At 72.4% G+C, this 20,757-nt stretch carries 24 protein-coding genes; 12 read left to right on the top strand and 12 right to left on the bottom strand.

Features of this window, described 5'->3' with window-relative positions; genetic code table 11:
• Positions 1–46: 46 nt before the first annotated feature.
• Complete coding sequence (locus AC1DPN_RS15345) at positions 47–1,336, bottom strand: ATP-binding protein (RefSeq protein ID WP_477085636.1); 1,290 nt, start codon at positions 1,334–1,336, stop codon at positions 47–49.
• Positions 1,337–1,408: 72 nt separating this feature from the next.
• Positions 1,409–2,062, bottom strand: coding sequence for a response regulator transcription factor (locus AC1DPN_RS15340; protein WP_477085635.1), 654 nt, complete (start codon positions 2,060–2,062; stop codon positions 1,409–1,411).
• A 93-nt stretch (positions 2,063–2,155) separates the two neighbouring features.
• On the opposite strand from AC1DPN_RS15340, the gene AC1DPN_RS15335 reads away from it, so the two are divergent.
• From AC1DPN_RS15335 to AC1DPN_RS15320, 4 genes are all read left to right on the top strand, one after another.
• Positions 2,156–3,415, top strand: a complete 1,260-nt coding sequence (locus AC1DPN_RS15335) for a LolA family protein (RefSeq protein ID WP_477085634.1) — start codon at positions 2,156–2,158, stop codon at positions 3,413–3,415.
• Positions 3,412–4,410, top strand: a complete 999-nt coding sequence (locus AC1DPN_RS15330) for an ABC transporter ATP-binding protein (protein ID WP_477085633.1) — start codon at positions 3,412–3,414, stop codon at positions 4,408–4,410. Before AC1DPN_RS15335 ends, AC1DPN_RS15330 begins: the two co-directional genes overlap by 4 nt.
• Entirely contained in the window at positions 4,397–5,260 is an 864-nt protein-coding gene (locus AC1DPN_RS15325) for an ABC transporter permease (RefSeq protein ID WP_477085632.1), read from the top strand. Before AC1DPN_RS15330 ends, AC1DPN_RS15325 begins: the two co-directional genes overlap by 14 nt.
• Before the next feature lie 103 nt (positions 5,261–5,363).
• Complete coding sequence (locus tag AC1DPN_RS15320) at positions 5,364–5,792, top strand: helix-turn-helix domain-containing protein (RefSeq protein ID WP_477085631.1); 429 nt, start codon at positions 5,364–5,366, stop codon at positions 5,790–5,792.
• Here AC1DPN_RS15320 and AC1DPN_RS15315 read toward each other — a convergent pair.
• The 4 genes from AC1DPN_RS15315 to AC1DPN_RS15300 form a co-directional block, all read right to left on the bottom strand.
• Positions 5,789–6,157 carry a YciI family protein gene (locus AC1DPN_RS15315; RefSeq protein ID WP_477085630.1) on the bottom strand — a complete coding sequence of 123 codons (369 nt, stop codon included), beginning with the start codon at positions 6,155–6,157 and terminating at the stop codon, positions 5,789–5,791. The genes AC1DPN_RS15320 and AC1DPN_RS15315 overlap by 4 nt on opposite strands.
• Before the next feature lie 142 nt (positions 6,158–6,299).
• Positions 6,300–7,067 (bottom strand): DinB family protein, encoded by a 768-nt coding sequence (locus AC1DPN_RS15310; RefSeq protein WP_477085629.1) that lies wholly within the window; start codon positions 7,065–7,067, stop codon positions 6,300–6,302.
• Between the two features lie 37 nt (positions 7,068–7,104).
• Positions 7,105–7,710, bottom strand: coding sequence for a ClpP family protease (locus tag AC1DPN_RS15305; protein WP_477085628.1), 606 nt, complete (start codon positions 7,708–7,710; stop codon positions 7,105–7,107).
• Positions 7,710–8,330, bottom strand: coding sequence for a ClpP family protease (locus AC1DPN_RS15300; RefSeq protein ID WP_477085627.1), 621 nt, complete (start codon positions 8,328–8,330; stop codon positions 7,710–7,712). Before AC1DPN_RS15300 ends, AC1DPN_RS15305 begins: the two co-directional genes overlap by 1 nt.
• Positions 8,331–8,496: 166 nt before the next feature.
• Between AC1DPN_RS15300 and AC1DPN_RS15295 the strand changes: the two genes are divergently transcribed.
• The gene (locus tag AC1DPN_RS15295; protein WP_477085626.1) at positions 8,497–9,300 is read left to right on the top strand and encodes a pentapeptide repeat-containing protein; all 804 of its coding nucleotides are present in this window, start codon (positions 8,497–8,499) and stop codon (positions 9,298–9,300) included.
• On the opposite strand, the gene AC1DPN_RS15290 is transcribed toward AC1DPN_RS15295, so the two are convergent.
• The 3 genes from AC1DPN_RS15290 to AC1DPN_RS15280 form a co-directional block, all read right to left on the bottom strand.
• Entirely contained in the window at positions 9,297–11,231 is a 1,935-nt protein-coding gene (locus tag AC1DPN_RS15290; protein ID WP_477085625.1) for a glycosyltransferase family 2 protein, read from the bottom strand. The genes AC1DPN_RS15295 and AC1DPN_RS15290 overlap by 4 nt on opposite strands.
• 117 nt (positions 11,232–11,348) lie before the next feature.
• A complete protein-coding gene (locus tag AC1DPN_RS15285; protein WP_477085624.1) occupies positions 11,349–12,224 on the bottom strand; it encodes an LLM class F420-dependent oxidoreductase in 876 nt (291 codons plus the stop codon).
• Positions 12,225–12,286: 62 nt separating this feature from the next.
• The gene (locus AC1DPN_RS15280) at positions 12,287–13,156 is read right to left on the bottom strand and encodes a UbiA family prenyltransferase (protein WP_477085623.1); all 870 of its coding nucleotides are present in this window, start codon (positions 13,154–13,156) and stop codon (positions 12,287–12,289) included.
• Between the two features lie 123 nt (positions 13,157–13,279).
• Between AC1DPN_RS15280 and AC1DPN_RS15275 the strand changes: the two genes are divergently transcribed.
• The 3 genes from AC1DPN_RS15275 to AC1DPN_RS15265 are packed head-to-tail and all read left to right on the top strand — an operon-like array spanning position 13,280 to position 15,899.
• Complete coding sequence (locus tag AC1DPN_RS15275) at positions 13,280–14,341, top strand: type III polyketide synthase (protein ID WP_477085622.1); 1,062 nt, start codon at positions 13,280–13,282, stop codon at positions 14,339–14,341.
• The gene (locus AC1DPN_RS15270; RefSeq protein ID WP_477085621.1) at positions 14,338–14,862 is read left to right on the top strand and encodes an isoprenylcysteine carboxyl methyltransferase family protein; all 525 of its coding nucleotides are present in this window, start codon (positions 14,338–14,340) and stop codon (positions 14,860–14,862) included. The genes AC1DPN_RS15275 and AC1DPN_RS15270 overlap by 4 nt, the downstream gene beginning before the upstream one ends.
• Positions 14,859–15,899, top strand: a complete 1,041-nt coding sequence (locus tag AC1DPN_RS15265; protein WP_477085620.1) for an NAD(P)/FAD-dependent oxidoreductase — start codon at positions 14,859–14,861, stop codon at positions 15,897–15,899. Before AC1DPN_RS15270 ends, AC1DPN_RS15265 begins: the two co-directional genes overlap by 4 nt.
• On the opposite strand, the gene AC1DPN_RS15260 is transcribed toward AC1DPN_RS15265, so the two are convergent.
• Positions 15,900–16,616 (bottom strand): SDR family NAD(P)-dependent oxidoreductase, encoded by a 717-nt coding sequence (locus AC1DPN_RS15260; RefSeq protein WP_477085619.1) that lies wholly within the window; start codon positions 16,614–16,616, stop codon positions 15,900–15,902.
• Positions 16,617–16,716: 100 nt separating this feature from the next.
• Between AC1DPN_RS15260 and AC1DPN_RS15255 the strand changes: the two genes are divergently transcribed.
• Entirely contained in the window at positions 16,717–17,601 is an 885-nt protein-coding gene (locus AC1DPN_RS15255) for a helix-turn-helix transcriptional regulator (protein WP_477085618.1), read from the top strand.
• Here AC1DPN_RS15255 and AC1DPN_RS15250 read toward each other — a convergent pair.
• On the bottom strand, positions 17,566–18,033 hold the full coding sequence (locus AC1DPN_RS15250; protein WP_477085617.1) for an NUDIX hydrolase: 468 nt from the start codon (positions 18,031–18,033) through the stop codon (positions 17,566–17,568). The genes AC1DPN_RS15255 and AC1DPN_RS15250 overlap by 36 nt on opposite strands.
• 9 nt (positions 18,034–18,042) lie before the next feature.
• Positions 18,043–18,444: a hotdog fold thioesterase gene (locus tag AC1DPN_RS15245; RefSeq protein WP_477085616.1), complete on the bottom strand. Its 402-nt coding sequence runs from the start codon at positions 18,442–18,444 to the stop codon at positions 18,043–18,045.
• Between the two features lie 137 nt (positions 18,445–18,581).
• Here AC1DPN_RS15245 and paaI point away from each other — a divergent pair, with 137 nt between their 5' ends.
• The 3 genes from paaI (at position 18,582) to AC1DPN_RS15230 (ending at position 20,745) form a co-directional block, all read left to right on the top strand.
• On the top strand, positions 18,582–19,019 hold the full coding sequence (paaI, locus tag AC1DPN_RS15240; protein WP_477085615.1) for a hydroxyphenylacetyl-CoA thioesterase PaaI: 438 nt from the start codon (positions 18,582–18,584) through the stop codon (positions 19,017–19,019).
• A gap of 140 nt (positions 19,020–19,159) precedes the next feature.
• Complete coding sequence (locus AC1DPN_RS15235) at positions 19,160–19,897, top strand: enoyl-CoA hydratase/isomerase family protein (protein ID WP_477085614.1); 738 nt, start codon at positions 19,160–19,162, stop codon at positions 19,895–19,897.
• Positions 19,894–20,745, top strand: coding sequence for a 3-hydroxyacyl-CoA dehydrogenase family protein (locus tag AC1DPN_RS15230; protein ID WP_477085613.1), 852 nt, complete (start codon positions 19,894–19,896; stop codon positions 20,743–20,745). Before AC1DPN_RS15235 ends, AC1DPN_RS15230 begins: the two co-directional genes overlap by 4 nt.
• Positions 20,746–20,757 lie beyond the last annotated feature (12 nt).

The following is a 20,757-nucleotide window of genomic DNA, read 5'->3' as shown; positions in this document are numbered from 1 at the left end:
TCTGAGAACACGGTACGACGAGGTCACGACGGCTCGCAGCCCGACCTCAGCGCACCGGCAGTCGTAGCTCCGCCCGCAGGCCGCCCAGCGGCGACTCGGTCAGCGTGATGTCGCCGCCCTGCTCGCGAGCCACCTCACGCGCGATCGCCAGCCCGAGCCCGCTGCCGCCCGCATCCCGCTCCCGCGCGTCGTCGAGCCGCACGAACCGCTCGAACACCCGCTCACGATCCGCCTCCGCCAGCCCCGAGCCGTCGTCGTCCACCTGGACCAACCCGTCGGCCACGGTGACCACGACCTGCGAGAACGCGTGCCGCGCGGCGTTGTCGGCGAGGTTGCGCACCACGCGTCCGACCTGCGCCTCGCCCGCCAGCGCGTGGCCCGAGCCCTGCACGACGAAGCCGATCGCCGTCACGGGTGCGACGTCGTGCGCCACGGCGGCCAGGTCGACGTCGGTGCGTTCGGACGGCGCAGAACCGACGCGCGCGAGCAGCAGCAGGTCGTCCACGAGCGCCTGCATCCGGAGCACCTCGGCCTCGAGGTCGGTGGCGAGCTCGGTGGTGTCGTAGGAGTCCGGGTGCAGGCGGGCGACCTCGATGCTCGCGCGCAGGGTGGCCAGCGGTGAGCGCAGCTCGTGCGCGGCGTCGGCGACGAAGGCCCGCTGCCGGGCCGCGCCCGCCTCGAGCCGGTCGAGCATCGAGTTGAGCGTCCGGGCCAGGGCTCCCAGCTCGTCGTCACGCTTGGGCACCGGGAGCGAGCCCGGCCCGCCGGTCGACGCCACCAGGGCCGCACCGCGACGCAGCTCCTCGACCGGGCGCAGCGCCCGACCGAGGATCAGCCAGACGACCACGCCGAGCGCGAGCGTGAGCAGCGGGACCACCAGGACGAGACCGAGCCGCAGGGCGTCGAGCACGCTCTGCACCTCGGCGAGAGGCACGGTGGCCACCACCGTCACCGGCTCGCCGAGATACGTCGTCGGCATCGCCGCGATGAGCGCCTCGTCGTCGTACGCGCTCGCGCTCGTGCTGTCCACGACGATTCCGTGGCCGGTGGGCACCTCATCGAGCGGGACCACCGGCAGCGTCCGGCTGGCGTTCGGGGACGTCGCCACGACGCCGCCGTCCGCGTCGAGCAGCTGGGCGATCTCCCCCGGCTCGCCCACCGGGAGGGCGTCGGGCAGCCGGTCGTCCTCGGCGAGGGCCGCGACCGTCGTGACCCGGTCGCGCACCACGGTCTCGAGCGCGTCGATGCGAGTCCGGCTGAGCACGGTCGTCAGTGCGAACGCCCCCGCCACCAGCGCGACGAAGAGCGCGCCGGACGCGATGACCGTCAGGTGCATCCGCAGCGAGGGACCGTGCCAAGGATGGTCGTGCTTGCGTCGCCCCATGCGTCGCCGGCCTAGCCCGCTCGTCTAGCCGGCAACGCGGTACCCCGCGCCGCGGACGGTCTCCACCGACGCACGGCCGAGCTTGCGGCGCAGGTAGCCCACGTAGACCTCGACCACGTTGACGTCGTCGCCGTCGCCGTCCCACACGTGGTCACGCAGCTCGACCTTGCCGACGACGCGGTCGGCGTGGTGCATGAGGTACTCGAGCAGCGCGACCTCGCGCATGGTCAGGGCCACCTGCTCGCCCGACCGCGTGACACGGCGGGTCGACGGGTCCAGGGCCAGCTGACCGACCGTGAGCACGGGTGGCCGGGCCTGCGCCTGCCGCCGCAGCAGCGCGCGCAACCTGCTCACCAGGACGACGAACGCGAACGGCTTCGTCAGGTAGTCGTCGGCGCCGACATCGAGCCCGTCGGCCACGTCGTACTCGCCGTCCTTGGCGCTGAGCATGAGGACGGGCGTCCAGACGTCCCGCTCCCGCAGGGCGGTGACCACGTCGTAGCCGTTGCGGCGCGGCAGCATCACGTCGAGCACGATGGCGTCGTACTCGTTGCTCGACGCCAGCTCGAGGCCCTCGTTGCCGTCGAACGCGACGTCCACCGCGAAGCCCTCGGCGGTCAGCCCGCGCTTGAGCGCGCGAACCAGGCCGCGTTCGTCGTCCACCACGAGAACCCGCATATCGCGAGCATGCCACCCGGCGCCGACGATCGGCGCCGGCCGCTCCCACCCGCTCTCAGCGTCCGCTCAGCGACCATGGCGCACAGTGGTGCCATGACCGAGCAGCAGATGCCTGAGACGACCGCCCCCCGCCGCCGAACGATGTCGAACCGCGCCCGATGGACCGTCCCGGTCGTCGCCGCGGCTGCCGTGGGTCTCGCCTTCGTCGCCCCGCCCCTGCTGGCCAACGCCGACGACGCCGGGCTCCCCCCGATCACCCCCGAGCAGCTCGCCGCGCAGGTCGCCGCTGCCGACCAGCAGCCCCTGTCGGGCACGGTCGTCTACACCGCTCGCCTGGGCCTGCCCGAGCTTCCGTTCAGCGACGTCAGCGGTGCCAACCCGGTGGCGCTCCTCGGTGGCAGCTCCACGATGCGCGTCTGGACGGACGGCGCCGAGCGCTCCCGTGTGGCCCTCCTGGGTGACACCTCCGAGTACTCCGTGGTGCAGGACGGCGCCGAGGCCTGGACCTACTCGAGCACCGACGACGCCGTCGTCCACTACTCCCTCGACGCCGCCGACACCGCGCGGTACGAGGATCTGGCCGCGAAGGCCGAGGCCGGCGAGCTGCCGGTCTCGGGTGACCTGCCGACGCCGGCCGACGCGGGCCGTCAGGCTGTCTCGATGGTCAGGGCGTTCTCCTCGGTCTCCCTGGACGCCCAGACGACGGTCGCGGGCCGTGACGCCTACCAGCTCGTCGTGACGCCGAAGAGCGACACGACGCTGATCGGGAGGATCGTGGTGGCGGTGGACGCCGAGACCGACACCCCGCTGCGCCTGCAGGTGTGGAGCCGCGGCGACGCCAAGACCCCGGCGCTCGAGCTCGGGTTCACGGACGTCACGTTCAGCACACCCGCCGACTCCGTGCTCGCGTTCTCGGCACCGCCCGGCGCGAGCACCAAGGACGTCGTCGTGCCGCTGCCCGAGACGCCGACCGAGGCTCCTGCCGTGCCCGGCACGCTCCCGGAGGGTGTGACCGTCTCCGGCACCGGGTGGGACACGGTCGTGGAGGCGGCGGGCCTCGACGTGGCTGGCCTGCTGGCCGGGGACCCCTCGTCGGCCGAGGCGCTGGCCGGACCGCGGCGGACCTTCGACTCGAAGGGTGCCCAGGAGCTCTACGACCAGTTCGCCCCCGACGAGGGCAGCGGGTCGCCGCTCGGGACGCTCGACACGTCCGCCCTGTACGACCAGCTGACCACCGCGGTCCCTGAGGGTCGCCTGCTGAGCTCGACCCTCCTGTCCGTGCTGGTCACCGACGACGGTCGCGTGCTGGTCGGAGCGGTCCCGGCCGAGACCCTCCAGGCACTGGCCAAGTGACGCCTGAGCACCCGGCACCCGTACCCGCATCCCCGCCCGGGGATGCGGGTGCGGGCGACCTCGCGATCAGGACCGAGGGACTGACCAAGCGGTTCAGATCCGGGCAGGTCGCGGTCGACGGGATCGACCTGCGCGTCCCACGCGGCGCGGTCTACGGGTTCCTCGGTCCGAACGGCTCGGGCAAGACCACGACGATCCGCATGCTCCTGGGCCTCGTCCGGCCGACGAGCGGCTACGCGGTGCTGCTCGGCGGGCAGATGCCCGAGGCGGGAGCCGACGTGCTGCCCCGGGTCGGCGCCCTGGTCGAGGGCCCGGCGTTCCACCCTTACCTGTCAGGACGCGCCAACCTCGCCCGCCTCGACGCCAGCGACGCGACCGCCGACCCGCGCACGTCCCGGCGCCGCGGCGACGAGGCCCTCGAGCGGGTCGGCCTCTCGGCTGCCGCGACGAAGCCGTACCGGCAGTACTCGCTCGGCATGAAGCAGCGCCTCGGTCTGGCCGCCGCGCTGCTCCGCCCGCGCGAGTTGCTGGTCCTGGACGAGCCGACCAACGGGCTCGACCCGCAGGGCACGCGCGAGGTCCGGCACCTCGTGCGCGAGCTCGCCGACGGGGGCGCGACCGTGCTGGTCTCGTCGCACCTTCTCGCGGAGATCGAGCAGGTCTGCTCGCACATCGGGATCATGGGCCGCGGCCGGCTCCTGCTGCAGGGCGACCGCGGCGAGCTGACCGCGCGGGGCGCCGCCCGGATCTACGTGGAGACGTCGATCGAGCACGTCGGCGCCGTCGCCGAGGTCCTCACGGGTCTCGGCCTGGCCTCGGTCGAGGTCGAGGGCAGCACCCGTGTCGCCGCGCTGCTCGACGACACGCCTCCCGAGAAGGTGTCGGCGGCCGTCGTGCACGCCGGCATCGACCTGCTGGGTCTCGAGGTCCGCCGTCCGAACCTCGAGCAGATCTTTGTCGAGCTGACCGGGGAGGGCTTCGATGTCGCTCGCTGAGCTCGACGTGCCGTCGTCCGTCCCGCTGCGGGGTGCCCTGGGTCGCCTGGCGCGCAGCGAGCTGCGGCTCGTCTTCGGTCGCCGGCGCAACATCGTCCTGCTCCTCGGCCTGGCCATGGTGCCCCTCGTGCTCGGAACCGTCCTGCTCGCCACGCGAGACAGCGCGCTCGGCGGGCAGGGACCAGCGTTCATCGGCAACGTCACCGGCAACGGGCTGTTCCTCGTGATCGCCTCGCTGTTCCTGTGCCTGCCGTTCCTGCTCCCCCTGACCATCGGCATCGCGTCCGGCGACGCGGTCGCGGGCGAGGCCTCCGCCGGAACGCTGCGGTACCTGCTCGTCGTGCCCGTGTCGCGCACCCGGCTGCTCGGCGTCAAGGCGCTCGGGGCCCTGCTGTTCGCCGGCGCCGCGGTCCTGGCGATCGCTCTGGTCGGGCTCGTCGTCGGCGCGGCCTACTTCGGGCTGCGTGACATCACCCTGCTGTCCGGCACCACCGTCCCCCTGCTGGACGGCGTCGTCCGGGTCGCAGGGGTCGTCGCGTACGTCGGGCTCTCGATGACGGGCCTCGTCGCGGTGGGGCTGTTCTTCTCGACGCTCACGGAGGTGCCCGTCGGTGCGATGGCCGCCACGGTCGTCGTCGCGATCGTCTCCGGCGTGCTCGACCAGATCCCGTCCCTGCACACCATCGCGCCCGCCCTGCTCACGCACCACTGGCTCGGGTTCGCGGAGTTCCTGCGGCTCGAGCCTGACTGGAGCGTGCTCGGTCAGGGCCTCGCGCTGCAGGCGGCGTGGGTGGCGATCTTCGGCGCGCTCGCCTGGAGCAGGTTCACGACCGCGGACGTCTCGTCCTGACTCCTTCGGCCGGCTCGTCCGCTCACGGCAGAAGGGATCGTCGGCCTCTCGCCACCGTTCGCGGGCTACCGTGACGAGGACCGATCACCGTCCGGAGGCCACGATGACGCCATCGACCAGCACGCTGCCGCCCGCGCCCGCGCGGGCGACCGAGCCGCTCCTGCGTCACCTCGTCGGAGCGATCCTGCGGGCGCACCGCGAGGAGCAGGGCCGGACGCTGCGAGACGTCGCCGAGAGCGCGCGCGTCTCCGTCGCGTACCTGTCCGAGGTCGAGCGCGGGCGCAAGGAGCCGTCCTCCGAGGTCCTCGTCGCGGTCTGCCGGGCGCTCGGGCTCCGGCTCGTGGACCTGGTCGGCGCCGCGCACGCCGAGCTCGCCCGGGCGGAGGGCCGCGTGGTGGTCGACCTGACGGCACCCGTCGCCGAGGATCTGGTCGCGACGGGCACCGTCCACGAGCTCGCCTCCGTGACCGAGCTGTCCGGTCAGGCGCCGTCGACGATGCCCGTCGCACAGGTCCTCCTGCTCGCCGCCTAGCTGTTGACCTTGCGCATCAGCTCGTCGAACTCGGGGTCGGGCATGAGCTCCCGGACCTCTTGCGCGCAGCGGCAACCGACCGCGATCTTGGCTGCCCACGCCAGCGCCTCGTCGCGTGTCGGCACGTCGACGACCGCGAACCCGCCGATGACCTCCTTGGTCTCCGGGTAGGGCCCGTCGGTGACGATCCCGTCGGTGCCCACGACGCTCGCCCTCTGCCTCTGGAGCCCGCCGCCGAAGACCCACACACCGGCATGCACGGCCTCTTCGACCACCTCGTGCGAAGCCTTGCCCACGTCGGGCCAGTCCTCGTCGGGGATGTGGTCCATCGCGCCGTCGTTGAACGAGATCAAGAACTGCGTCATCTCACGACTCCCTGGTCCGGTGGCAGCCCGCGGCGGCCTCTCACCAGTTCTACGAACGTCCCGCGTCGGATCCGACGCTAGAGCAGAGACTCGTCCTCGACCCTCCTGAGATCCGTCTCACGTGACGGTGTGAGCGAGGCACTCAGCCGCGTTCCTCGAGCACGGTCAGGTCGCGCTCCGCATACCGGCGGTGCCACCACTCCTCGTTGAGGACGACCCGCAGGCACTGTCGCGGTGTGAGTACCTCGCCCTCGTCGGGCCACCCCGGGCCGGGCAGCGGCTCGCCGGCGACGTCGAGCTGCTCGTCGGTCAGCCCGTCGACCACGCCGCGGACCAGCGCCATCGCCCCCAGCCGCAGCGCGAGGGCCTCGTCCAGCGTGGGGCGGGCGTCGCGGTCGTGCGGCACGCCCTCCCGCGGCTCCATCTGGTCCCACGGCAGCGACAGCGGGTGCCAGGGGCTCGGGTCACCGAGCACCCCGCGACCCACCCACGACTCCGACGCGAACGCGAGGTGGCGGAGCGTCTGGATGAACGACCACTCCTCGCCGACCGACTGGTGGAGCTGGTCCTCGGGCAGCCGCCGCGCCCGCGCGACCGTGTCCGCCCACAGCCGCTCGTTCACGTCCCACGCCTCGCGGAAGCCGTCCGCCGCGGTCGGCCGGAACAGCGGACGCTCCGGGTGGCGGCGGTCCAGCTCCGCCTCGACCAGGGGCGCCACGTCGACCCCGTTGACCACGAGGCTCTCGATCTCGCCGTCGATCGACGTGTTCGAGACCTCGACGTCCCGCATGACCACACCGTGCAGCGCGACCGCGCGGAACGTCGAGCTCGTGAGGTCCACACGTGCGAAGCGGGAGCCCGACATGTCGACGTTCTCGAGCGTCGTGCCCTGCTGGTTCTCGAGTTCCATGCCGCCCACGCTAGATCGGACGTGTGACACCGGTCCCCTAGGCCGCCTGCACCTCCTTCAGCGTGCTCACCACCCTGTCCGCCAGCCCGTAGTCGACCGCCTGCTGGGCGGTGAGGATCAGGTCGCGGTCGGTGTCGAGCCGCAGCTTCTCGAGCGACTGACCCGTGTGCCGGTGCAGGATCTGCTCGACCTCCTCGCGCAGCCGCAGCACCTCGCGCGCCTGGATCTCCAGGTCCGCGGCAGTCCCCTCGCCGCCGCCCGAGGGCTGGTGCAGCAGAACGCGGGAGTGCTCCAGCACGTGCCTGCTCCCCGGTGCACCCGCCGCCAGCAGCACCGCCGCCGCCGACGCGGCCTGGCCGAGGCAGAACGTCGCCACCGTCGGCTTGATGTACTGGATCGTGTCGTAGACGGCCAGGAGCGCCGTGATCGAGCCCCCGGGCGAGTTGATGTAGAGATGGATGGGCGAGTCCTGGCTCTCGGACTGCAGGTGTAGGAGCTGCGCGATGACCACGTTGGCCACACCGTCGTCGATCTCGGTTCCCAGGAAGATGATCCGGTCGCCCAGCAGGCGTGAGTACACGTCGGACGCGCGCTCGCCGTTCGGTCGCTGCTCGACGACGACGGGGATCGTGTAGCCGCTCATCACAGGCCCGCCCGTCGCTCGCCGGAGGGCCGGACGTCGTCCAGCTGCTCGACCACCTTGTCCACGAACCCGTACTCGAGCGCCTCCGCAGCGGTGAACCAACGGTCGCGGTCGGCGTCGCGCTCGATCGTCTCGACCGACTGCCCGGTGTGCTCGGCCGTGAGCGCCTGCATGGTGCGCTTCACGTGCGCCATGTTCTGCGCCTGGATCGCGATGTCGACCGCGGTGCCACCGATGCCTCCGGAGGGCTGGTGCATGAGCACGCGCGCGTGCCGCATGGCGTAGCGCTTGCCCGGAGTGCCCGCGCTGAGCAGGAACTGGCCCGCGCTGGCCGCGAGCCCCATGGCGAGCGTCGACACGTCGTTCGGGATCAGCCGCATGGTGTCGTACATCGCCAGGGCGGCGCTGATCGAGCCACCCGGGGAGTTGATGTAGAGCGCGATGTCGCGGCGCGGGTCCTCGGCGGACAGCAGGAGCAGCTGTGCGCAGATGCGGTTGGCCACCGGGTCGTCGACCTCCTGGCCCAGGACCACGATCCGCTGGTGCAGCAGGCGCGTGGCCAGGTCGTCGTCAAACGGGCGCAGCGCGGGCGGTGCGCTGGTGCGGGCGGTGGGTTGCATGGGACCTCCTCGATCGGTGCGGACACACCGACCGTCGCACGCCGGCGGTCCCCCGGACCCCCGGGTCTGCCGTCGGCAGATCCGCCACGGGCAGACGGTCGCCCGCCGGGCACGGGAGGGCGCAGACTGCGGTCGTGAAGACGGCCACCACCGACGACGGAGCGACGTGACCGAGGACGCCAGACCCATGCTCCAGCTGCGCTCCGACTGTGCCCGGTGCGTCGGCCTGTGCTGTGTCGCGCATGCACTGACGCGCTCGTCGGACTTCGCGTTCGACAAGCCGGCGAGCACGCCGTGCCGGAACCTGCAGAGCGACTTCCGCTGCGGCATCCACACCGAGCTCCGGGAGCGCGGGATGCCCGGCTGCACCGTCTACGAGTGCTTCGGGGCCGGGCAGCAGGTCACGCAGGTGCTCTACAGCGGGCGGAGCTGGCGCGACGAGCCCGAGATCGCCGCCGACATGTTCGCGGACTTCGGGGCCGCGCGGACCGTGCACGAGCTGCTCTGGTACCTGACCGAGGCGCTGGACCTGGCAGCCGGCACCATGCACGCCGAGGTCGCCGCGATGGTCGACGAGCTCGCGGCGCTGACCGCCGACCTCGACGCGCTGCGCTCGGTGGACGCGTTGAGCTACCCCGGCGTCGTGGGACCGCTGCTCGACCAGGTCGTGGCGATCGCGCGCGCCGGTGCGCACGGGCCGCAGCACCGCCGGGCCGACCTCGTCGGGAAGCGGCTGACGGACCTTCGCGACGCCGACCTGCGCGGCGCGAGCCTGCTGGGAGCCGACCTGCGCGACGCCGACCTGCACCGCGCCGACCTGCTGGGAGCCGACCTACGGGGTGCCGACCTGCGCGGCGCGGACCTGTCGGGCGCCTTCTTCGTGACGCCGAGCCAGATGGCCTCCGCCCGCGGCGACGCGTCGACCCGGCTGCCGGAACGGCTCGGCGCGCCTCCGTCGCACTGGGGCTAGGACCCGTCACCTGCGCGGAGTCGGACGAGTCGATGGGCCGTCTTGCGGATCGGGGGCAGAAGCTGGAACAGGCTCAACGCGGCGAAGAACAGCGTGTTGATCCCGACGAACAGGCCCAGCGCCTCGAACCAGGACGACTGCAGCACCGAGTACGGCAGGGGGCTCCATGCCGGCACGACGAACGGGACGAGCGCTGGGAGGGCGAACGCCGCCATCGCCGGCCGCGGCACGTAGTTCCACCCAGCCCGCTTGTGCGTCGCGATCTGCACGAGCGAGGTGACGAAGCACCACTGCAGCGCCAGGGCATACGCGAGCTCGAGGACCAGCGGCGCGGCCAGGAGGCGTCCCCGCCATCCGGCGGCCCACGCCGTCAGCACCCGCTCGACGAAGAAGATCGAGCCGACCGCCAGCCAGAAGGGCGACCACATGATGTTGTCCGTCGCCAGCAGGGCGATCGCGAGCATCAGAAGGTACGAGTTCAGCGCGAGCACGCCGTACCCGAGAGCGAGCTGCTGACCCCAGTACTGCGCCGTCGTCCGCGTGAACCCGTACGCCGCGACGTTCTCGACAGCACCACGCTGCCAACGCAGCCGCTGCCGCCACAGGGCGCGCCACGTCGGCATCACCTCGGTGACGACGCGGCACTCCGTGGGCGACCTGAGCTCGGCCCCGAGCGACTTCAGCGCGAGAGTGAGCTCGTTGTCCTCAGTCAGCGCGAGGGTGTCGTACACGTGCCCGTGCGAACCGGGGACCAACGAGCCTCTGGACTCCGCCACGGCGCGCAGCGCGTACGCCCGGAACACCGACGCCGTGCCCGTCAGCACGAAGACACGCCCCTCCCGCCGCGTCAGGGTGCGCTGGTACCGCGTGAACTCGTTGCGCTGCGCCTGCCCCAGCAAGCCCGCGCCCTCCTCGCCGGAGAACAGTCCACCGACCGCCATGAGGTCGATGTCGTCCTCCAGCAGCCCCATCGCGACCTCGAGGAACTGCGGGCCGATGGTCGAGTCGGCGTCCATCACCAGCACGACGTGGTCGGCGCCGTCGTCCTGCAGCAGCGTGTCGAGTGCCTGGTTGAGCGCGCCGGCCTTGTGGTCGGTGTTACCGACGGTCTCGAAGACCTCCGAGCCGTTCTCGAGCGCGATCCTCACGGTTGCGTCCGTGCAGTTGTCGGCGACGACGAGCACACGGGCCGGCGGTCTCGTCTGGCTCTCGAGCGAGGCCAGCGTCCGACCGAGGACCGCCTCCTCGTCGTGCGCCGGGATCACGACCGTGCAGTGCAGCGTCAGGCCCGGGGCGTCCGCCTCCGGAGGGAACGCCGAGACCGGCCAGTCCGGCAGCCGGTCGACCTCCAGGGCGCGCGTCGCGACGGGCCCCAGGACGCGTCGGGTCATCACAGCAGCGGTTCCGGAGATCGGCTCGACGAGCCCTCGGCCGCGGGACAGGACCCGCATGGCCACCGCCGCCTGGAAGGCCAGCATCCCGACGAGACCTGCCGCGAGGCCGAGGCCCAGGCCGATCATGATCCCGGGACGAGGCGCAGCGATCTGCACGTCGACCGGCAGCATGGCCGTCGCGGCGTCGACCGCGACCTGCTGGTCGTCCGGGACGATCCGGGGCTGCTGCGTCGCCAGCATCCAGATGGAGCCCCCCAGCATCACCGCCGCGAGCACGGCCAGGACCAGTGCCGTCCAGCCGAGCCGAGCGGACCGGCGCTGCCAGGTCAGCCGCGGCGCGGCTGACGGCTGAGGCTCGTCCGGCACGGTCGTGGCCGATGCGCGGCGGAGTCGGCTGCGGCGCAGGCTGAGGATGATCGCCACGAGTGCGACCAGGAGCAGCACGTCCCCGATCCAGATCAGGATGTCGCCGACGCCGCCGAACCCCAGAGCGGCCAGGACGACGCCCGCGAGCGCCAGGACCAACCACAGCGGCACGATCGGCACCCTCTCGTCATATGGCTGCTCCGAGACTAGCGGGGTGCAGCCGGTCGCCGTGGTGATACGTGCCGACGTTCGACGTGCTGGCTGAGCTCCTGCCAGCTGAGCTGTGTGCTAGTTCAGCTCCGCCAACCGCGGCACCGCCGGTGCGACGTTGTCGCGGACCCAGGCGGCCAGGCTCGTGGCGGGCGGGCGCAGGATCACGGTCTCGACGCCGAGCGCGCGGTAGGGAGTGATCTTCTCGACGAAGGCGTCCACGTCGCCGGTCATCAGGTCGTCAGCGCCGTGCAGCATCGTGATGCGGATCTCGGCGGGGTCGCGGCCGAGGTCGGCACAGTGCCCGTGCAGCACCTCGATCTTGTGGGCGACCTGCTCGGGCGTGGTCGCGAACAGGTTGCACGCGTCGCCGTACTGCGCCACGAGCCGCAGCGTCTTGCGCTCCCCGCCGCCGCCGATCATGATCTCCGGCGTCGCCAGCGGGAGCGGCGAGCAGAGCGTCTCGGCGAGCTGGTAGTGCGTGCCCTCGTACGGCCCGTTCGTGCTCGGGTCGAACATCTGCCGGCAGATCTGGAGGGTCTCCTCGAGGCGCTCGAAACGCTCCTTGAGCGGCGGGTACGGCACTCCGAACGCTTGGTGCTCCTCCTCGTACCAGGCGGCGCCGATGCCGAGCGTGGCACGACCGCCCGAGAGCACGTCGAGAGTCGCGACGATCTTGGCCAGCAAGCCGGGGTGGCGGTACGTCACGCCTGTGACGAGCACGCCGAGCTGCACCTGGGACGTCACCCCCGCGAGGTAGCCGAGCGTCGCGTAGGCCTCGAGCATCGGGTCCTCGCGCGGGAAACCGGCGGCGATCATCTGGAAGTAGTGGTCCATGACCGAGACCCAGGCGACACCGGCCTCCTCTGCGGCGGCGGCCGTGTCCGCGAGCTCCTGGCGCAGGGCCGCGGGGGGCACCGAGTCGAATCGCATGAGGTGGACACCGACGCGCACGGGTAGCTCCTTCGACGATCAGCAGGACACCAAGCAGCCTGCCCCTTCGAGTGCGCTCTAAGTCAACTGGCGGAGTAGACGACCCAGTCCGACGCCACGAGCAGGACGACGTCCACTGCGGCGACGGCGATGGCTGCGGTGAAGGGCAGCCGGCTACGGCCTCCGCTGAGCGCGATCGTGGTGCCGAGGATGGCCAGTCCGATGGCGAGGACGAGCGCGGCGGCGCCGCGGATCGACGGTTCTCCGGGCGGCGCGAGCACGACGAGCACGGTCGCCGCGACGAGCGCCGCCGCGGACCCGATGCTCGTGGCGGTCGCACCCACGCGGTGCGGCAGACCGCGGACCCCGGTGGCGGTGTCGTCCTGGAGGTCCGGGATGACGTTCGCGCCGTGGGCACCGATGCCGAGCAGCGCTCCACCGACGATCGCCCACCATGCCGCCGTCGGGTGGCCCGGCAGCGCCAGCGCGATCGCGAGCGGCAGGAAGCCGAACGAGAACGCGTACGGCGCCCACGACCACACCGTGCTCTTGAGCCGGAGGTTGTACGACCACGCCGACGCGACCGTCGCCAGGTGCACGAGACCCGCACGCCACCCCAACGACATCGACAGGACGACGCACGCCCCGAGAGCGACGAGTGCGGCGGCGCGTACGGCCGAGACGGTCAGCCTGCCGTCCCCGACGGGCTTGTCGGTGCGGCCGACCGCGGCGTCCCGCTCGGCGTCGATCCAGTCGTTCGACCAGCCGATCGAGAGCTGACCCGCGAGGACCGCGGCACCGACCAGGCCTGTGGTCCGTGCGGGGGCGCCGGCTCCCGCGGCCATCGCGACCGCGAACGCGCTGACCGCGACCGTCGGACCCGGGTGCGACGCGAGAGCCAGATCCACGGCGCGACGCGCGACCGAGCGTTCGCGGACCGGCTCGTCGACCATCGTGCTCCCTCGCTCGGAATGCGGTCATCGTCGCAGGTCTCGGCACACGGCACGGTCTGCGCCCACAGCCGGCACCGTCCGTGTCAGGAGCGCGCCACGCCGTCCGCATGGCACGATGCGCGAATGGTGCGAATCGCCTCGATCGCGGCCGTCCTGCCCGAGCACGCGCACGCGCAGACGGAGATCGCGGACATGCTCGCGCCCCTGCTCACCGCGGACGAGCGCCTGTGGCCGACCATCCGCCGGGTGCACGCCGCCGAGGGCATCGAGACCCGCCACCACGCGCTCGCGCTGGAGGAGTACGCCGGGCTCACCACCTTCGACCAGACCAACGACACGTTCCTGCGGGTGGGCACGGACCTCGCCGCGGACGCGTGCCGGCGCGCGCTCGCCGAGGCCGGCCTGACCGCGACCGACGTGGACTACGTCCTGTTCACGTCGGTGACCGGGATCGGCGCCCCGTCGATCGACGTGCTCCTGGCCGACCGGCTGGGCATGCGCTCCGACGTCAAGCACCTCCCCGTGTTCGGACTCGGCTGCGTCGGCGGCGCCGCCGGGATCGCACGCGTGCGTGACTACCTGCAGGGGCACCCGCACGACGTGGCGCTCCTCGTGTCGGTCGAGCTGTGCTCGCTGACGCTGCAGAAGGGCGACTGCTCGATGGCGAACATCGTCTCGAGCGGGTTGTTCGGCGACGGAGCGTCGGCGGTCGTGATGGTGGGTGCGGGACGCGACGAGCCGGGAGTCGAGGTCGTCGACACGCGTAGCGCGCTGTACCCGGACACGCTGGACCAGCTCGGCTGGGACATCGGCGGCAGCGGCTTCCGGATCATCCTGTCGCCGAGCCTGGCCGACCTGGTCGAGGAGCATCTCGGCCGCGACGTCACCGACCTGCTCGCGGCGCACGGCCTCAAGGTCAGCGACGTCGGCACGTGGGTGGCGCACACCGGTGGCCCGCGGATCCTCGAGTCGGCGGCACGCGCGCTCGGGCTGCCCGACGAGGCCCTCGCGGCGAGCTGGGCATCGCTGGCCCGGGCGGGGAACCTCTCCTCGTCGGGCGTCCTGCACGTGCTGGCCGACGAGCTCGACGCAGGCGGGCAGCTGCCGGGCTCCGTCGGCGTGATCTTCGCGTTCGGGCCGGGTGTGTGTGCCGAGCTGGTCCTGCTGCGGTGGCCGGAGCGATGACCTGGTACCTGGTGCTCGTCCTCGCGACCGGCGTCGAGCGCCTCGCGGAGCTCGTCGTCGCCAAACGGCACGCGGCCTGGGCGTTCGCGCACGGTGGCGTCGAGACCGGGCAGCGGCACTACCCGCCCATGGTCGCCCTGCACACCGGGCTGCTGGTGGCGTGCCTCGTCGAGGTGCAGGTGGCCGACAGGCCGTTCTTGCCGGTGCTCGGGTGGACCGCGTTCGCCCTGGTCCTGGCCTCTCAGGGGCTGCGGTGGTGGTGCATCGCCACGCTGGGCAACCTCTGGAACACCCGCGTCATCGTGGTTCCCGGGGTCGCACTCGTGCATCGCGGGCCGTACCGCCTGCTGCGGCACCCGAACTACGTCGCGGTCGCGGTCGAGGGCGCCGCGCTCCCCCTCGTGCACACGGCGTGGGTGACCGCGCTGGCGTTCACGGTGCTCAACGCGATCCTGCTGCTCGGCTTCCGCATCCCCACGGAGGAGCGTGCGCTGCGCTCCGTGGCGGTCACGCAGGCGTGACCCCGGACGTCGACCTCCTCGTCGCCGGGGGTGGGCCGGTCGGGCTCGCCGTCGCGATCGAGGGCCGGCTCGCGGGCCTGCGGGTGGTCGTCGTCGAGCCGCGTTCGACGCCGATCGACAAGGCGTGCGGCGAGGGCCTGATGCCCGGGGCGGTCGCGGCCCTGGCACGGCTGGGAGTACACCCGGAGGGACACACGCTGACGGGCATCCGCTACATCTCGGGCGACCGGGCGGCCGACCACCTGTTCGCACGCTCGACGGGCCTCGGGGTGCGCCGCACGACCCTGCACCTCGCGCTCGCGATCCGCGCGGAGGAGCTCGGCGTCGAGGTGGTCCCGGGCAAGGTGGACACCCTCGCCCAGGACGACGGCTCCGTCACGGCCGCGGGGATCCGGGCGAGCTGGCTCATGGCCTGCGACGGGCTGCACTCGACCGTGCGACGGCAGGTCGGGCTCAGCCGGCCGCGCCACGCGCGCGACGACCGGCGGTACGGCGTCCGACGGCACTACCAGGTTGCGCCGTGGACCGACCTCGTCGAGGTGCACTGGGGCCGGCACGTCGAGGCGTACGTGACCCCCGTGGCGGACGACGTGGTCGGCGTCGCGATGCTCGGGCCGTCGCACCACGACTACGAGCGCAGCCTCGACGGGTTCCCCGACCTCCGTCGCAGGCTCGGCGCGGCCGAGACCGTCGGACCACCGCGGGGCGCCGGTCCGCTGCTGCAGAAGACCCTGCACCGCACCGAAGGGCGCGTCCGGCTCGTCGGCGACGCCTCCGGGTACGTCGACGCGCTGACCGGCGAGGGTGTGCGTGTCGGCCTGGCGCAGGCCGCGGCGGCCGTGCGGACGCTCGACGACGACGTGGGTCGTTCCAACGCGGCGTACGAGAAGTCCTGGACCGCCGCGACGCGCGACTACCGGATGCTCACGAGCGGTCTCGTCGCGGCCGCCACCTCACCCCTGCGCCGCAGCATCGTCCCGATCGCGGCGAGCATGCCCGGCCTGTACGGCGGGATCGTCGAGCGGCTCGCGCGCTAGCTACCAGGACACGGGACCGGACGCGTCCGTGAACGTCCCGGTCGGAGCACCCGGTGCCACGGTCGCCGCACGGACGGTCGACTCGGCGCCCTGCTCGACGGTCTGCGTTCCCCGGAACCCGTTCAGCCCGGTCGCCGTGTAGCCCGGGTCGACCGCGCTGACCTGGAAGCCGGTCAGCGCTTTCGCGTACTGCGTCGTGATCATGTTCAGCGCTGCCTTCGACGACGGGTAGGTGAGCGCGTGCAGGGTCGACTCGAACCGGTCGGGGTCCGTGGTGACGCCGAACGAGCCCATCCCGCTCGACACCATGACGATCCGAGGTTGCGACGACCGGTCCAGCAGCGGCAGGAAGGCGTGGGTCGTGCGGACGGGTCCGAGGACGTTGACGCCGAAGACGGGCAGGAAGTGCGCGGCGACCGCCTCGCGCGGCGGGACGAACTGGCCGGGTACGCCCGCGTTGTTGACCAGGACGTCGAGCCGACCGCAGGCCCCGTCGACCACGGCGGCCGCAGCCGCGACCGAGTCCTCGTCGAGGACGTCGAGCTGGACCGCGCGTACGTCTCCTGGCAGCTCAGCCGCGACCTTCTCGCCGGCCTCGACGTCGCGGGCTCCGAGCCAGACGGTCCAGCCGAGCGCGGCCAGTCGGCGCACGGTCTCGCGCCCGATGCCCTGGGTGGCGCCCGTGACGAGCGCGACAGTGGTCTCTGGTGTGTTCATGCGTCCACCGTGCGCGCCCGGAGCCGGGGACGCCAGGACCCGCCGACCCTAGGACCGGCGGTCCCAGGCTCCGCGGCGGCCGACGCGGCATCCTGGACCCATGGACCGACCCGAGCTGGCTCGCGTGCTCGTCCGCGCACGGACCGCCCTGACCCCGCAGGACGTCGGGCTCCCCGCGGGCACCAGGCGTCGCGTCGCCGGGCTCCGCCGGGAGGAGGTGGCGCAGCTGGCCGGGGTGAGCACGGACTACGTGGTGCGCCTCGAGCAGGGCCGCGGACCTCAGCCGTCCATCCAGGTGCTCGCGGCCCTGGCACGGGCGCTGCGGATGAACGACGACGCCCGCGACGAGCTGTTCCACCTGGCCGGCAGCGCACCCCCGCTGCCCGGGCGGGTCGACGAGCACGTGAGGCCGAGCGTCCAGCGACTGCTCGACCGGCTGGCCGACCTGCCGACCATGGTGCTCAGCGCGCGCGGTGACGTCCTGGCGTGGAACGCCCTGGCGTCCGCGCTGCTGGGTGACTGGTCCGTCGTGCCCCGTCGGGAACGGAACATCACCTGGCAGCGGTTCCTCGGCGCTCCCGACCCGCGCCGCAGCCGGGTCGCCATGAGCGAGGACGAACGTGCCCAGACGGCCGCGCAGTCCGTGGCGTCGTTGCGTGCCACCGCGTCCCGCTATCCCCACGACCCGTCGGTGCGCGACCTGGTGACCGAGCTGCGCAGAGACAGCCCGTCGTTCGACGAGCTGTGGCGCGCCGGCGGAACGGGCACCTGGCGGATGAACCGCAAGACCATCGAGCACCCGAGCCTCGGTCCGATCACGCTCGACTGCGACTCGCTGCACGTGCTCGACTGCGACCAGACCGTCATCGTCTACTCCGCCGAGCCGGGGACGCCCGAGGCAGAGTCGCTCGCCCTCCTGCGCGTCATCGGCACGCAGTGGATGGACGGCTCAGATCTCGAAGTCCGCCGGACCATCACGCCGTAGGGCACGCGCGATGCGGTCGCGCATGTGCTCGGACATCGGCGGCAGCGCGTCCAGCGGGAAGAACGCGGCCTCGGTGTTCTCCTCGTCGCCCGGCGTCGGCTCCCCCGACACCCAGCGGAACCGGAACGTGTGGTCGAGGTACTGCGCGCGGTCGCCGTTCTCGTACTGCATGGCCGGCAGCGTGTTCACCCAGGCCAGCCGCTCGGGGACGGCGACGACGGAAGCCTCCTCGAGGACCTCGCGTGCGGCCGCGACCGCGGGCTGCTCGCCGGGGTCGATGATCCCGGTGACCGGCGTCCACGCGCCGTTGTCCGCGCGGCGCACCAGGAGGACCTCCTGCTCCCTCAGGACGACGGCGGTCACCCCCGAGAGCCAGAGCAGCTGGTGACCGACGGCGGCGCGCAGGTCCTCGACGAACGGCGGCGTGGGCACGGTCCGATCCTAGGCGGGGCGGTCGATCACGAGGTTGGTGATGCGGATCGTGCACAGCCGCGCGCCGCGGTCGTCGGTGAGCACGACCTCGTGGCTCGTCGTGGTGCGGCCCAGGTGTATCGCGGTCGCGACCCCGGTCACCGTGCCCTCGCGAACCCCTCGGTGGTGCGTGCCGTTGATCTCGATGCCGGCGGCCGTCTTGCCCATCGTGGAGGCGTGGATGACCGCAGCCCACGAACCGAGAGCCTCGCCGAACGCCATCGACGCACCGCCGTGCAGCAGGCCGAACGACTGGGTGTTCCCGGCGACCGGCATGGTCGCGACGACCCGCTGGGCGGACTGCTCGAGGATCTCGATCCCCAGCGCGCGGTCCAGCTCGCCCAGCTCGATGGTCCAGGGCTCGTGGCTCATGGTCACTCCTTCGACGGTCAGATCGGTGACGACAGCCAACCAGGTCGCGCACCGGGCGAGGCGTGAACCACCGGCCCGTAAGGTGGCGACCAGGTGACGTCCGTCCAGGAGAAGCCCGAGTCTTTCGCGAGGTGGCGATGACAGAGACCAGCCCGACGTCCGAGGATGCGCCGAGCACCCCGAACGCCATGCTCGAGCGCGACCGGGCCTCGACCGCGCTCGGCATCGTGCTCGTCGAGGAGTCGCCAGGGCGGGCGGTGGCGACGATGACGGTCACCGCCGACATGCTCAACGGCTTCGACATCGCGCACGGGGGCCTGATCTTCGCGCTCGCGGACACCGCGTTCGCGGTCGCCTGCAACGAGGGCGAGGGCATCACGGTGGCCGCGGGTGCCGAGATCTCGTTCCTGCGCCCGGCGACGCGTGGTCAGACGCTGACCGCGACGGCAGAGCGTCGCGTCAGGGCCGGCCGCTCGGGGCTGTACGACGTGCGCATCACCGACGACGACGGCGAGGTCGTCGCTGAGTTCCGTGGTCGGAGTCGGACGATCCGTCGGCCCGCGCACCTGGATTGACGGGTCCCGTCCCACCTGACAAAGTGCAGAACGAACGGTCAGTAAGTAACCCAGGGATGACGGGCCATGGCACAGGGACATCCGACCGGCGGGGCACCGACGCCCACCGTCCGGCACCAGAGCGCGGCGGCGGCGGCCTGATGCCCACAGTGCGCATCGACGAGTCCCGGGCCGACCGCGTCCACGCCACCCTGGACCGACCCGAGGCGAAGAACGCGATCAACGCGCAGATGGTCGCCGAGCTGCACGACCTGTGCGCCGACCTGGAGCGCGAACCGCGCATCCTCGTCCTGCGCGGGAGCGACGGAGTGTTCGCGTCCGGCGCCGACATCGCCGAGCTCCGCGAGCGCCGTGGCCCCGATGCGCTCGCGGGGGTCAACTCCGGCCTGTTCGTGCGGATCGCCGCGCTGCCGATGCCCGTGATCGCGGTGATCGACGGGTGGGCGCTGGGCGGTGGTGCCGAGCTCGCCTATGCCGCGGACTTCCGCATCGCGAGCACGACCGCGCGGATCGGGAACCCCGAGACGAGCCTGGGGATCGCCGCCGCGGCCGGCGCCTCGTGGCGGCTGGTCGAGCTGGTCGGCGAGCCGCTCGCCAAGGAGATCCTGCTCGCCGGACGCGTGCTGACCGCGGACGAGGCCCTCGCGGTCCGGCTGGTGACCGAGGTGCACCCACCGGACGACGTCGCGGCCGCCGCCGACCGGCTGGCCGACCGGATCGCCGCGCAGGACCCGCTCGCCGTCCGCTGGACGAAGTCCCTCATCCACACGCCGCGTGCCCAGCACCCAGCAGCCGACAACGCCGCGCAGGCAGTCTTGTTCGAGTCGGACGAGAAGCTCGCACGCATGACGGCCTTTCTCGATCGGAAGAAGCGATGAACATTCCCGAGTCCGTCGGCGTGGTCGGGGGCGGTCGCATGGGGGCCGGGATCGCCCACGCGTTCCTCCTCGCCGGTGCGCACGTCACAGTCCTCGAGCGCGACGACGCCACGGCCGGTGCCGCCACCGCGGCGCTGAACCGCGTCGTCGTCGCCAGCGTCGACCGCGGCACCACGAACGAGAGCGTCGAGGCCCTGACCGGGCGCGCGACGGTCACCGCCGACATCTCCGCGCTGGCCGGCTCGGAGCTCGTGGTCGAGGCCGTGCCCGAGGACTTCTCGCTCAAGGCCGAGATGCTGGCTCGCCTGGAGGACGTGCTCGCGGACGACGCCTTCCTCACCACCAACACGTCGTCGCTCTCGATCGACGACCTCGCCGCAACGCTGCGACGGCCCGAGCGGTTCGTCGGGCTGCACTTCTTCAACCCCGTGCCGAGCTCGTCCCTCGTGGAGATCGTCCGCGGTGCGCAGACCGGCCCGGAGGTCGTCGAGCGGGCGCTGGCCTGGGTCGAGGCACTGGGCAAGACGCCGATCGTCGTCAAGAACTCCCCCGGGTTCGCGAGCACGCGCCTCGGTGCGATCGTCGCGCTCGAGGCCATCCGCATGCTCGAGCAGGGCGTCGCGTCGGCCGAGGACATCGACACGGCGATGGTGCTCGGCTACAAGTACCCGGTCGGCCCGCTGCGGCTCACCGACATGGTCGGGCTCGACGTGCGCCTCGGCATCGCCGAGCACCTCGAACGCACCCTCGGCGACCGGTTCGCCGTGCCCGAGCTCCTGCGCGAGCTCGTCGCCGAGGGCAAGCTCGGCCGCAAGTCCGGCCAGGGCTTCTTCACCTGGAACTCCTGAAGGGACCTCCGC

The organism is Cellulomonas sp. P4_H4 (assembly GCF_056400865.1).
This window is presented reverse-complemented; position numbering and strand designations above follow the sequence as displayed.